General features: G+C 51.1%; 10 protein-coding genes. 7 read left to right on the top strand and 3 right to left on the bottom strand.

Annotation, left to right across the window (positions count from 1 at the left end; all coding sequences use genetic code 11):
• The 7 genes from IBX50_RS11695 to IBX50_RS11665 all read left to right on the top strand — a co-directional run.
• The coding region (locus tag IBX50_RS11695; protein ID WP_292256055.1) for a tetratricopeptide repeat protein at positions 1 to 540 on the top strand (540 nt) is incomplete at its 5' end.
• Positions 541 to 542: 2 nt separating this feature from the next.
• Positions 543 to 2,687: a response regulator gene (locus IBX50_RS11690; protein ID WP_292256054.1), complete on the top strand. Its 2,145-nt coding sequence runs from the start codon at positions 543 to 545 to the stop codon at positions 2,685 to 2,687.
• 23 nt (positions 2,688 to 2,710) lie between these two features.
• Positions 2,711 to 3,073, top strand: a complete 363-nt coding sequence (locus tag IBX50_RS11685) for a response regulator (RefSeq protein WP_292256052.1) — start codon at positions 2,711 to 2,713, stop codon at positions 3,071 to 3,073.
• Positions 3,074 to 3,102: 29 nt separating this feature from the next.
• Entirely contained in the window at positions 3,103 to 4,794 is a 1,692-nt protein-coding gene (locus IBX50_RS11680) for a diguanylate cyclase (RefSeq protein ID WP_292256050.1), read from the top strand.
• Complete coding sequence (locus tag IBX50_RS11675) at positions 4,787 to 5,311, top strand: chemotaxis protein CheW (RefSeq protein ID WP_292256049.1); 525 nt, start codon at positions 4,787 to 4,789, stop codon at positions 5,309 to 5,311. The genes IBX50_RS11680 and IBX50_RS11675 overlap by 8 nt, the downstream gene beginning before the upstream one ends.
• The gene (locus IBX50_RS11670) at positions 5,308 to 5,700 is read left to right on the top strand and encodes a hypothetical protein (protein ID WP_292256048.1); all 393 of its coding nucleotides are present in this window, start codon (positions 5,308 to 5,310) and stop codon (positions 5,698 to 5,700) included. Before IBX50_RS11675 ends, IBX50_RS11670 begins: the two co-directional genes overlap by 4 nt.
• 110 nt (positions 5,701 to 5,810) lie before the next feature.
• Complete coding sequence (locus IBX50_RS11665; RefSeq protein ID WP_292256046.1) at positions 5,811 to 6,089, top strand: hypothetical protein; 279 nt, start codon at positions 5,811 to 5,813, stop codon at positions 6,087 to 6,089.
• A 22-nt stretch (positions 6,090 to 6,111) separates the two neighbouring features.
• On the opposite strand, the gene IBX50_RS11660 is transcribed toward IBX50_RS11665, so the two are convergent.
• The 3 genes from IBX50_RS11660 to IBX50_RS11650 all read right to left on the bottom strand — a co-directional run.
• Entirely contained in the window at positions 6,112 to 9,624 is a 3,513-nt protein-coding gene (locus tag IBX50_RS11660; RefSeq protein WP_292256045.1) for a hypothetical protein, read from the bottom strand.
• Between the two features lie 15 nt (positions 9,625 to 9,639).
• Positions 9,640 to 9,915 (bottom strand): hypothetical protein, encoded by a 276-nt coding sequence (locus IBX50_RS11655; protein ID WP_292256044.1) that lies wholly within the window; start codon positions 9,913 to 9,915, stop codon positions 9,640 to 9,642.
• Positions 9,916 to 9,917: 2 nt separating this feature from the next.
• A partial coding sequence (locus IBX50_RS11650; RefSeq protein ID WP_292256041.1) for a hypothetical protein occupies positions 9,918 to 13,057 on the bottom strand: 3,140 nt, incomplete at its 5' end.

Raw genomic sequence — 13,057 nt, 5'->3', positions numbered from 1 at the left:
CTGAATCTGCCGGATTTGCAGCAGTTACGGGAACTGGTGCGGGATGATCAACACAGCCGCGCCATGATACAGCTGGAGCGCCTGCTGGCAGCAGGTCATGAGCTTAATGCCGCAAAATTGCTTAAAAGCTGGATTTTGCTGCAACGTAAAGACTTTGTGCAGGCTGTAACCCTGCTGGATGAGGTTCTGGAGGCTGATCCCTGGTCTATGGATGCCTTGTTGATGAAAGGTCTGGCAGCCCGGTGGCAGCAGCAACCTGAAGACGCTTGTCACTGGTTCAAGAAGGCAACCTACACCTTCCCGGAATGCTGGTCAGCACACTATTACCTGGGTGATCTTTATCGTGCAGAAGGCAATACCGAAGCAGCCATTAAAGCCTTTCAGGCCGCCCGCAGAATCCTGTCAGCGGATCAGCATGCCAGAGATGGCAGTATCTGGATTCCTTCATCTCTGCCGCCCGGTGATGCCTTGTTTCTGAGTGAGCGCAACTTACTGAAGCTGAAGCAGGCTGCTCAGCAGGTTATAGGAAAAGAAGGTTAATCATGGCTTTGGATATCAAAAAATTTGTACTGAGATTCATTGAAGAAGCCAGAGATCACCTCAGCCAGATGAGCAGTGGACTGGCAGACCTGGAACAGGGTGCAGCAGATGCTGAACAGATCAACAGCCTGTTCCGTTCTGCTCATACACTCAAAGGGTCTTCACGGATGTTGAAGCTGGTGCCGATTACGGAAACCGCTCACAGCCTTGAAGATCTGCTCAGCGCTATACGTGAAGGCAAGGTCAGCACAAATACTCAGCTGGTGGCGTTGCTTTATCAGGGTGTAGATGCCCTGACAGACATGGTGGAGCAGCTGGCAGAACATCTGGATGCAGCTGTTTTGCCCGCTGCGGATACGGCACTCTGCCAGGCATTAACTGCTGCTGCTCAAGGTGTTGAATCAGAGCCGGTGGCTGCACCTGAATCCAGTTCTGAACCGGATGCCGCGCCAGTTGTTGCCCAGCCCCAATCTGCTGCTCCGGCAATAAAAGCTGCGGATACGGTGCGTATTCGTCTCAGCAAGCTGGAAGAGCTGATCAAACTGATGGGTGAAGTGGTTTCCAGCCATACCCGCCTGCGAGAGTTGGTGAGTAGCTCCCGCCAGCTGGAGCGCCATGCCCGCCTGGAACTGGCTGGTGACCTGCCCGCTGCCCTGCGGCAGTTTTCCCGTGATATCAAAGAAACAGTCACGTCGCAGGAAAGCCTGATGCAGGAGTTGCACGACAAGGCACTACAAATGCGTATGTTGCCGCTGGGTATTGTCTTTGAGCCAGCAGCACGACTGGTCAGGGATCTGGCTCGTTCAATGGATAAACAGGTGGAGTGTCGTATTCAGGGCAGTGAAATCGAACTGGATCGACAGATGATTGACCAGTTGGCTGACCCAGTAATCCATCTGCTGCGTAATGCGCTGGATCATGGTGTGGAGATGCCAGAAATCCGCCAGCAGAGGGGGAAAAATCCTCAGGGGCGGCTGGAATTGACCGCACGACAGGATGGTGGCTGGGTGGTGCTGGAAGTCAGTGATGACGGTGCTGGTATCAGTCTGGAGGCCATCCGCGAAAAAGCATTAAAAAAACAGCTGGTTACACAGGAACAGCTGGATGAGATGAGTGATCAGGATGTGATGGACATGATTTTTCTGCCGGGTTTTTCCACCAGCAGCCTGATTACTGAACTCTCCGGTCGTGGTGTGGGTATGGATGTGGTGAAACGCTCGGTGGTGGATGGGCTGCAGGGTGTGATCAGTATGAACAGCCGTGCCGGTGAAGGCACCCGTTTTACGCTGCGTTTACCCTTGTCGCTGGCGATGATGCGGGTGCTGCTGGTGAAGGTGGCCGGGCAACCACTGGGATTTACTGCCCAGTATGTGTCGGAGCTGGTCAGTGTAGCTCAGACGGATCTGATCAAGGTTGCTGATCGGAATGCCGTCATCATCCGTAATGAATTTGTGCCGGTGATGCACCTTGATCAGCTGATTGATCTGCCTCAAGCGAAAAATATGTTAACATTGAGTAACAATAGAAAAGATTTGTTACTATTGGTGGTTCGGGTACACCACGAAAAACTGGCGCTGGTGGTGGATGACCTGCTGGATGAGCGAGATCTGGTGATCAAGCAGCTGCCACCACATCTGCGGGATAAAAACCTGATATCCGGTATGGTCACTAGCGGACACAATCAACTGGTCAGTTTGCTGCATGCTCCTTGCTTAATGGATATGGCACGCAAGTCAAGAGACCCGGTTACAGGCCGAACAGGTCAGCAGCAGGATCAACAACGCCAGCGTGTGCTGGTGGTGGATGACTCTCTGAATACCCGTGAAATTGAGCGGGATGTACTGGAAGCAAGGGGTTATCATGTCACCCTTGCCGAACATGGTCAGGATGGCTTGAATAAAGCGCTGGCTGAAGATTTTGATGCTGTACTGACCGATGTTGAAATGCCGGTGATGGATGGTTTTACCCTGACTGCACGCCTGCGTCAGGAGGAGCGTTACCGTCATCGTCCAATCATCATCATCACCTCGCGAGAAAAAGAAAGTGATCGTCGCCGGGGTATTGAGGTGGGTGCAGATGCTTATATTGTTAAAGGTAGTTTTGATCAGAACAGTCTGGTTGATACCCTAAGGGTTCTGCTGGATTAAATACAAGAATATTGAGGTACAAGATGCAGATACTGGTGGTTGACGATGATGTGCTGGCTGGTGAAATGACCGCAGCGGTGCTGGAAGAGCAGGGTCATGAGGTGATCCAGGCTGAAGATGCCGTTGCTGCCATGGAGCAACTGAATGCCCATGCAGGGGTTCAGCTGATCGTCAGTGACATGAACATGCCGCTGGTGAATGGGGTGGAGTTTTACCGTGAGCTGAAAAAGCAGGGCAATACCTTGCCTTTTATTCTGCTGACCGGTGATGACCCGGATGTTGCAAGAGCCATGGAACCAGGGCTGGATGCTTGCATCATGAAAGATTTCAGTTTGGATGAGACTCTTCCGGATGCAATCGCCAGGGTTATGGCCACCCGCAGCTGATAACCTGTAATCACTGGAGACGTTCTTTGATGAGTGTAAACAAGCCAACGCTGCAGGAAAAAATAGCCCGGCTGCGAGAGAGTTTTATCAGCCAGCTGCCTGCGCGTCTGGAAAAAGCTCAACAGCAAATGAGGCTGCTGAAGTCAGATCCACAGATGAATCGGGTGATTGCCGTAGAGCTGCATCGTGCTTTTCACAGCTTAAAAGGCACAGGTAAATCCTTTGGTTTTAACGAGTTGGCTGATATTGCTGACGTGGCGGAAGAGTACACCCAGCAGCTGCTTGATTTGCCGGATCATCGCACTCCATCAAACTGGCCTCATGCACTAGAGGATCTGTTTCACCAGTTGGCTTCACAGGTGCAGATTCTGGTGTACACAGATCTGGAAAAAGATCACACCGTGGAGGCTCCTTTCTTTGAAATGGGGCACACAGAGCGTCTCAAGGCCTCCGGTGATCAACCATTGATCTATATCTGTGACGACGAACCGGATCAGGTGGATCACCTGAGTTACCAGCTGCGTTGTTTTGGTTATCAGGTGGAGCACTACACTGAAACCTTCGATTTCCGTGAAGCGGTACTGCGAAAGCGCCCCGATGCGGTGGTAATGGATGTTTATTTCCCGCACGGTCGTACTGCTGGAACCGATGAACTGGCGAGTATTAAAGATGCCACCGGGCAGGCTTTACCTGCCATTGTGTTGTCCGGTCGAGATGATTTTGAAGCGCGTTTGAGTGCTGTTAAGGCTGGTTGTAAGGCTTATTTCACCAAGCCTGCCAAACCACTGGAGCTGGCCGCTGCACTGGATGAGTTGATGGGTGAGTATGAAGAAGAGCCTTATCGCATTCTGATTGTGGATGATGAGCCAGAAGTGGCGGCTTATCACAGCCTGATTCTGGAAGAAGCGGGAATGCTGGTGTACCAGATACACAATCCGGCATTGATACTCGAAGCCCTGCGTAACTTCAGTCCTGATCTGGTGCTGGCTGATATGTATATGCCGATTTGTACCGGTACTGAGCTGGCAGGCATCATCCGCCAGTTACCGGAATACGTGGGTTTACCGATTGTTTATCTGTCCAGTGAAACCAACCGTCAGAAGCAGTTTTCTGCCATGCAGGTGGGTGTGGAAGGTTTTATCACCAAACCGGTGATCCCGGAAGAACTTGTTGCTGCTGTGGCCTTGCGTGCTGAGCGGATGCGCACCCTGCGTAGTCTGATGGCGCGAGATGGTTTGACCGGCCTATACAATCACACCACCACCACCGAGCTGCTGGAAAGCTCGCTGGCGACAGCCGTTCGTCAGCAGGAAACGCTGGCAATGGTGATGCTGGATCTGGATAAGTTTAAGGATGTTAACGACACCTATGGGCATATGGCAGGAGATCAGGTGATTGTTGCCTTGTCGCGTGTACTCAAACATCGCCTGCGTACCACCGATGTGATGGGGCGTTATGGTGGTGAGGAGTTTGCACTCTTGTTAAAAAACCTGACACCGGATGTTGCCTGTTCACTGGTGAATGAGCTGCGTGAGGATTTCTCCAAAATCATTTTTACTGCCGGAAAAGAGCGCTTTAAGTGCACTTTCAGTGCCGGAATCAGTTATTACCCCGGTCATCGCAGTGGTGAAGAACTGCGTATGGCTGCGGATAAAGCCCTGTATCAAGCAAAAAGCCAGGGGCGTAACCAGGTTGTGATGGATACCCAGAGCCATGAGTGAAAGCCAGCTGGATGCCATTCTTGCACAGCATCAGTTCAGAGATGATGACATCGTTGATGTCGAAGAACCGACCGTCAAGCTGGTGATTTTTAAGCTGGGTGAACACTCTTTTGCTTTTGTTGGTGCTGCGATACGAGAAGTGCTGCCTGGCAATGAGCCGGTATTTTTTGTTCCGGGTATGCCTGCCTCAGTGGAGGGGGTTATGAATGTCCGGGGGGACATTGAATCAGTGATCCGGTTACACACCCTGCTGAACCTTGCTGGCAATCAGGAGGTGAAAAAAACGCCCTCCGCCTCGATTTTGCTGGGTGCGGGTGCGGGTATGCACAGTGGTCTGAGAGTGGATCAGTTGATTGATGTGGTGGATGTACCTCAAAGCCAGATACAAGCCACACCGGAGACCCTGCCGGAGAGTTTACGACCTTTTGTTGACGGATTGCTGGAGTTCCGTGGTCTGGCTGTGGCGGTGCTGGATCTGGATAAATTGTTTACTGCCTGGCAAAGAGGGCAGGGATGAGTCGTCTGTTACCCGTGGTGATCTTCACCTGGGCTGGACAGCTTTATGGTATTGAATCCAGTGCTGTGCGCGGACGTGGACGTATCCAGTCGCTGCCACAGGGCAGCCAAGTGATGGATTTTTCTGTGCTGTTGGGTCAGTCCGCTTGCCAGCCAGACCAGTGGCTGAAGTTGCAAGGTGTGGATCGGGACTGGTTACTGGGACTGACAGGAGAGATGGATCTGGTTGAGCTACAGATTGAGAATATCCATCCTTTACCACCGATATTGGCGACCCGCCTGGAGTTTTCTCCGCTTAGAGCCTTGGCATGGTATCAACAGCAACTGCTGAACCTGCTGGATGCAAAATTGCTGAGTCAGTTGGCTGAAAAAAAACTGGCCGATATTTGATCTGAGTCAAACACCCGCTCATTAAACCCGCTGGTTGTTGCGCTGCAGCGGGACTCAGAGCCAGGAACGGCCTATAAAAACTCCAGAACAAAAACAAAAGGAGTATTCCGATGAGTAGTTTACATCAACCCGTATTCACCTTTAGCCTTGCCGCAACAGGCTGGAGTTATGAAGAAGTGAACGCCACCCGCACCGCTTTTGAGAATCAGTTGTTTCCTGTACAGCAGGGTCAGCGTATTCACCTGCGGCACATTAATGGCAGTGAAGGTTATCTGGAGTTGTCTGATATTCAGGAAGGATTAATTCTGCTGAATAAGTGTGATCTTGAACCGCCCAAATATTACGAACATCACGAAACCCTGATCAGCTCCGGTTGGGTGCTGGGTTAACTCCTCTCTTTTTTTTACAAGACTAATTCACACTGCGGGACAGAATACCCGCAGCCAGTTCTTCCAGCTCCAAATACAAATCCGGCCTTGAATCCACTAAACCTGTCCAGCGTTCATCACTCTGCAGTGTCTGTAGCTTTTGTTTTAACTCAGTGATGTCCTGCTCCCCTCTGCGGAAATGATAATGCTCCAGCAGCAGCTGCAGTTTCAGCTGTTGTGCCTGATTGGTTGGCGGAGTGAAGGGTTCAACAGTTAGCTCGCTTTGTACTGCCTGTAGCAGAGGTTTTAGTGTTTTGGGTTCTTCACTGAATGCCTGTGGGTAGTCCGCAGCGAGTTGCAGATAGTTATAAAGGCTTTGTAGTACCGGTTGGCTGGCAAGGCTGCTGCCGTTGTTTTGCCATTCCAGCAGAACATTCAGAGTCTGCTGTAGGTTGATTACCATATCAGGCTGCTGTTGCAGCTCTTCCTGAGTTACTGCCAGTTGCAGGCGGGTTTGGATCAGCTGGGATAAACGCCCTTGTTCATCAAAGCCGTAACGCAAATCGTCTGATTTCATTTGTTGCAACAGCGCAAGGCGTTGTTGTTGCCACTTCAGCCGTTCCTCCGGTTGCTCAGCCAGTTGGGCAAGAAAACCGTAACTTTGCAGTTCCAGTCTGCGCGGCTGAAATGCCAGTAGGCGGTCTGCTGTGGTTGATCCAGCACCAAGGTCGGGTAGATCCTGCAAAACTTGCTGGTAGAGCTGTTTGGCAGCCTGTTGCTGTCCTTGTTTGAGCAGGGCATAAGCCAAGCTGAATCGAGCACGGGTTTGATTAACGGGTTCCAGAGTTTGCTGCTGTAACAGTTGTTGATAGGCCTGGATGGACTGTTCATAACGTCCGGCCTGCAGGGCATAAAAAGCAGATCTTTCGAGCAACGCCGGTTGTTGAGGAGTTTTCAGGCGCTCACCTAGCTGTTGGGCAAGCATGGCTTGATCCGCTGCAGTTGCCATGCGGTTACTGTAATAAAGCGCCCGGGCATAACGCCAGCGGAGCCAGATTTCATCCTCTGGTTGTAAAAAAGGAAACTGCAGGCGCTGGGCAAAAAAATCAGCAGCCAGGCCGTAATTCCGTACGGTGAAATGCAATTGCCCCAGGTTCTCCAGCAGCGCTGCCTGGGTTCGTGGATTGCTGTAAGCAAGATCCAGCCCCCGCATGTAGTGGTAGTGGGCTAACTGATAAAGCTGTTGGTCATGGCTGTAACCCTTGCTGGATAGCCGCAAGCGGCGGTGATGAATACTGCCGGTTAACAGATCAGCAGCACCTCGGTTGATGCCCGGTGCTTGATGTTGTTGTAGTTGTTCAGCGGCTTGTTGCAGTTGTTTGTCATCTGGCTGAGGGTGCTCCAGTATTGTCCGTAGGGCTGCAACATAGTGACGATTGGCACCCAGCAGCTGTTCTGCTTCCAGTTGCTCCAGCAGGCGCTGCATTCGCTCTGTCAGGCTGGAATCCAGCTGTAAACCAATCAGCAGCAGTTGATAGAGTGCCTCCGGGTCAGAGGTCTGGCGAGTGACGGTGTAAAAAGTATTCAGCGCGGTGTTGTACTGCGCCTGTTGCAGGCTGCCATAACCCCGGGCAAGGTTGATGGCGCCGTACTGTTCTGCTGTTGCTGCAAATCCCGGTTCAGTCAGGCGTGTTGCTGTCAGCCAGTGGCGTGACATCAGCTCCATGAAGTCGTACTTCTCCGCCAGCCCCATTACCTGAATGGCACGAATATGAGCAAAACGTCGCCATAAAATATCCTCCGGTGAAACTTTTAATGCCTGGCTCAGGCGTTGATAGATCTGACGTTCTTCTGCCACATCACGAGTTTTAGCCAGAGCCAACAAATCCAGTTCATTACGGAATAATCGGTTGACCCTTGGATCGGTGGTGTTCTGCAGTGCAGCTTGGATTATCGGTTCCTGTTCAGCAGGCGTTAACGCAGATGTTAAGTGTTTCAGCCAATTGAAGGCATAAAAAAGCCGTCCGTCAGCATTTAATTGCTCCGACTGGCTGGCTTGTAACAGTAGCTGGCGTAAGGCTTGTGGCTGGTCTTTGTGCAGCTGTAGTGAAAGATCCAGCAATAAGGCGGCCTGTAACGGGTGTTGTGCCGTTTGCAGATGGGGCAGCAGCTGCCGGGCTTGCTGATGGTTACCCAGCAGGTATTGAAACCAGGCTGCAAAGAGAGGAGCACTACCCTGGTTTGGTGAGGGCTGCAGCTGCTGCTGTTTGGTTTCGAGGGTTTGACGGAAATCTACCGTCAGGATACCTGGAGGTTGCTGCTGATGCAGTGACAGGAGCTGTAGCAGCTGGTCAAGATTAAGATAAAAATCGGTCAGTTCTGGTTGATTGTTGCGGTAAGCCTGCTGCAGATGATTGACATAATATTGAGCAGCGGTGAATTCTTTTAAAGACAAATGGTTGCTTAGCTGGCGCTCCAGGATAGTTATACCGTTATCTTCAGTGCGGAGACGCAACGCATTCAGCAACAGCAGCCGCTGTTGATAACTGCTGGCATGTTGCTGTGCCTGACTCAGTTCTGCTGCTTGCCAATGGCTGGGAATCTGGCCGCTGAGTGGTAATCGGTAGGTATCCAGTGAACCTTCATAGGCACAGGTGACATAAAGGTGCTCAGAGGTCAGCTCCGGGAAGTTGCAGTTGTGTTCAAGTGAGGTGAGCTGTTCAGGCAGTGAGGTCTTGTTCAAGTCCAGTGCCTGCTGCAGTGGCAGGCGGAATATAACGCTGTGGTCTTCTGCATCAATCTGCTGGTCTGCGCTGGTGTCATTCATGTAATGACTGAAATAAAGCATACCCGTCTGGCTGTCGATACGGGCATGGCTGCTGATGCCGGGTAGATCGAACTGCAGTGGACCCAGCTCCTGTTGTTGATGCAGGTTGTAGAGGTACAAGCCGGTTGTTGCCGCAGTGTCACGACGATGATAAACCAGCCACTGGCCATCACTGCTGGCTGCGGGTGCCGAAATATTACCTTGCAGCAGACTGGTGTCCTGCTTGCTGCTGATGTGATGGATTTTTAATTCAGTCTGACGAGTCAAAGGATGGGTTTGCAGGTAACCCAGTTGCTGATTGTTGATCCAGAAGGGTGACCATTCCCTGCTTCCGGGTTGTTGCAGGCAGCTTAAGGTGCCTTCTGGCAGTGGCTGAATACAAATGTCACCGGGGGCATCAAAGCGGAACAGGGTCATCGCCAGCTGTTGACCATCAGGTGAGATGGCTGGATCTTTGCTGTCGTGATCAGCAGGAAGCAGGGGTCGTCCTGTGCCAATATCCAGCTGTTGCAACCAGATGGCTGAGATAAGGTTCTGGCTACGGGTATAAACCAGCTGCCTCGTAGCTGTATTCATTCGAGCCTGATAATTGTCTGATGGGCCTACAGTGACTCTTTCCAGCGGTAATACCCTGTTGTTGCGCCAATCGGTTGGATTGGCTTGTAGCGGGCTACCCGGTAACAGGCTGGCACCCAATAGCAGTCCTAGGGTTATTTTTATCCTGGGCATGGTGATTTCCTGGGTTTAGCGTTGACTGGAAGATAGCGGGTATTCAGCATTGAGAACCTGAAAACCGGGCTGCTGATCAAGGTTTTCATCCAGCCCAGCATAAGGCAGAGGGCCATTATGCAATTGCTGGCGCAGGCGCTGTTCCAACTGCGGCCATTCACCTGCTGCATCGGCCTCCATAACAGTCTGACGATCAACCAGATAAACATCCGGCACCATAGAGCTTAACCAACCACCACAACCGGTTAGGTTACCCAGAAGTACTCCAGTTATCAGTAAACGTAAAAGCATGTTTATTTCTCCAGTGGTAGTTGATCTGTCAGGATCAGCGTTTCTTCTCCGAAACGTTCAATAATCTGACTGAGAGGGAGTCCACGTACTCGCAGGGGTTCAGCAAAAAGTGACAGACCAAAGGTCAGATGCATCCGTCCGTACTCCATTTCCGCACTGATCCAGCGAGGATGGGCCAGTCGCAGTGCGGAGCGTACGGTATTCATCTGGGGGTCAAGATGATCCGGGTCGATGATATCCAGGAGCTGCAACAGTTGGGTACGATTGATGTCGGTAATATCAATACGCCCTTCCAGCAGCCGTTGGTTCAAATCAAACTCGATGGCTGTGCGGGCACTGACCGGGGCATAACCACCGACTCGTGTAACAGGCAGCAGTTGGCGTAAATCCAGGCGTGTGATGCGACTGAGCAGCCCGATACGCCAGGCTCCCGGTGTGGCATCCAGATAAAATTGTCCGGTCATGTCACCATCAAATAATCCCAGATTAAATTGTTGCAGTCTGAACAGATTCTGCTGGATGGGCAGGGTGGCATGAAGTGGCCCGATGGATAGCTCACCAATTTTTAATTGTTTAAAGCTGATGTCACGGGATTCACCCAGATAGGGTTCCATACGGTTAAAGTCAACACGCTGGAAGGCTTCTGGAGTCAGCAGGTAACGGAAGGCAATATCACCATCCGGGGTCAGTAATAATTCCTGATCCAGTTTTATCTGTCCATTCAGTCCTTCCACTGAAAAATCATACAGTTGTAAAGATAGATCATGAAAGTCTGCAGTGGCGTTCAAGGAGAAAATTTCACCATCCACCAAGGTGATACGCCAAGGCAGCTGCAGATGGCCACTGGTGGCTATATCCAGTCCATCCAACAGGTCTTTGTTTGGTGTGATCCGAGTATTGCCACTGATCTGAGCTGTTTGTCCATCCAAAGCCAGTTGTCCGTGAAGTTGCTGCTCCAGCCAACCATTCCCGGATTTTAACCACAGGTTCTGCAGAGCAAGGTTAGTGCCATTATCCAGCAAACGAGCCTGGCCGCTCAGGTGCAGGGGGAAAATCAAAGCATCAAGATTGATACTGACTGAGTCAGTGTCTTCAACCTTGAAAGCAGGTATACCCTTGCCAGTGGTATTCAGGATCCATTCAGCCTGTATATCTGGCTGCTGAGTAAAATCCAGTGTTTGCACGCTGGTTGCTGGGTGTAACAGGGTCAGCTCAAGGTGTTTGTTCAGTTGTAACCTGCCCAGCGGATCAAGTGGTGCCAGTTCAGCAAGGTAATCTTTTAACTCCGGATTCAGGTTAAGATTCAGGCGACTATCCAGTGATAATTTCTGGGGCTGATCATCCAGGGTCAGTTGCCAGTCAATCAAAGGCTGGTTGTTCAACGCTAGCTGAAGATCGGTGGTCAGCTGTGTCAGTGCCCCATTCAGTAATGTTGCCAGTTGCAGGTTAAATGGCAGAGGTTGCAACAAGGGCGGGTATTGCACACCACCACTTTGCACACTCAGTTTGATATCTGGCTGGATAGCCGGGTAGGGGCTGTGTAGTTGCAGGTTGATATCCAAGGGGTGCTGCAATACTAGTCCTTGATCCACTGCTGTACCGGGCAACTGGCTGATTTGCAGCTGATACTGGTTGCTGAGTTGTGCAACCAGCTCATTGCTGGCAAGGGCTTCAATCAGATTTTGTTGATGTTGAACTCTTGTCTGTCCTTCCAGATCCAGTTTGAGATCACCCAGTTGTAATAAAGGTTCTGCTGCAGGAAAAATCCCTGCCAGTTTTGTCGGCAAATTGAGCTGTAGTTGAGGCATCAGGCTGAGCTGTTGTGGCAGGTTTTCCAGCTGTAGTTTTAAATCCAGCAGATCCAGTTGATTCAGCTGCAGTTGAGCCAGCAGTTGGGCGCTGGAAAGATCCTGCTGCAGCTGGAGTTGTAACTGTTGTTTAATATCCAGCGGCTGGTCGCTCAGCTGACTTTGTAGCTGTTTAACCGTCAGTTGGAGATCGGCATCCAGGGTGCCTTCTTTACTGAGTGGCTGACTGAGGGCATTCAGTTGAAGCTCTGTTTGTCCAATTTGATACTGCTCATCAGCCAGTTGCAGTTGCACTTCATCCAGACGCTGTAATAACGCCACGTCCAGCAATAGTTGATCCAGCAGAAGATCCAGCAGGTTAATTTCACCGGAGAGGGTGGTGTTTAACTGATGTTGCAGCTGGGTATCCAGTTGCAGGTCATCGGCATTAAACACCAATCCGGCAGTGGGTAGCTGGCTGTGTATTTGCCAGTGCAGTTGCAGCGGCCAGCTTGTAGCGTCAGTAGCCGGCAGCCTGGTATGCATGCCACCCAGAAGCCTTAATTGGTAATCCGGCCAGTGCAGCTGCAAGGACTGGCCGGGTTGTTGCAGATCCAGCTGTACTTGTTGCAGATCAAGATCCAGTTGCAAGGGCTGCAGATCCAGCTGCCAGTGATGGTTATCCCGTTGCAGAACCAGATCAATACCCAGCTGTAACTGGATTAAAGCTGCCAGTTGTAACTGATCCTGCTGAACAAGTTGTAGTTGCAGGGGTTGAGCTGAATCCACCTTTGAGGTGATTTGTGCTTTTATACCGTTATCGTTCCAATAAGACTCAGCACTCAGATTGACCTCACCCGTCCAATGGGCAAGCAGTTGTTGCTGGCGTTCGCGTATCTCAAGGTCAATCAGGATGTTATCCAGCTGCAAATTGTGGATATCCAAACTCAGGGGCGGATCTTCCAGCAGTTGGGTCAATTGAGCCAGAGGTTGTTGTAAATCGGTGGGTGGAGAGTCTGCTGGGTCAGTGGTTGCCTGTTGATCCAGATCCAGCATCAAACAACCGTTCATCTCCAGATCTTTAACAAGCAGCTGGTTGATATGAAGGTGTTTTTGCAGCAGTGGCAGGAGTTTAAAATCCAGCTGCACTTGTGCCAGTGTCAGGTTGAAATCACTACAATCGGTGTTCTGCTGCGAAACACTGATGCCTTCTAGCTGGATAGAGCGCAGTAGATCAACTCTCAAGCGCTGCAGCTGAACGTTAAAACCTGTCTGTTCAGCAATCAGCGGCTGCAGGCGTGGCCAGATATGGGTTTCCAGCAAGGGAGAGCGCAGTGCCAGATAAATACCCAGCA

This window comes from Marinospirillum sp., from assembly GCF_014859565.1.
The sequence above is the reverse complement of the archived record's forward strand: the minus strand, read 5'-3'. Positions and strand labels throughout refer to the sequence as shown.

Excerpts from the sequence above, each read along its gene's own strand:
- IBX50_RS11690 (WP_292256054.1), top strand. The coding sequence starts at position 543 with ATGGCTTTGGATATCAAAAAATTTGTACTGAGATTCATTGAAGAAGCC.
- IBX50_RS11685 (WP_292256052.1), top strand. The coding sequence starts at position 2,711 with ATGCAGATACTGGTGGTTGACGATGATGTGCTGGCTGGTGAAATGACC.
- IBX50_RS11680 (WP_292256050.1), top strand. The coding sequence starts at position 3,103 with ATGAGTGTAAACAAGCCAACGCTGCAGGAAAAAATAGCCCGGCTGCGA.
- IBX50_RS11675 (WP_292256049.1), top strand. The coding sequence starts at position 4,787 with ATGAGTGAAAGCCAGCTGGATGCCATTCTTGCACAGCATCAGTTCAGA.
- IBX50_RS11670 (WP_292256048.1), top strand. The coding sequence starts at position 5,308 with ATGAGTCGTCTGTTACCCGTGGTGATCTTCACCTGGGCTGGACAGCTT.
- IBX50_RS11665 (WP_292256046.1), top strand. The coding sequence starts at position 5,811 with ATGAGTAGTTTACATCAACCCGTATTCACCTTTAGCCTTGCCGCAACA.
- IBX50_RS11660 (WP_292256045.1), bottom strand. The coding sequence starts at position 9,624 with ATGCCCAGGATAAAAATAACCCTAGGACTGCTATTGGGTGCCAGCCTG.
- IBX50_RS11655 (WP_292256044.1), bottom strand. The coding sequence starts at position 9,915 with ATGCTTTTACGTTTACTGATAACTGGAGTACTTCTGGGTAACCTAACC.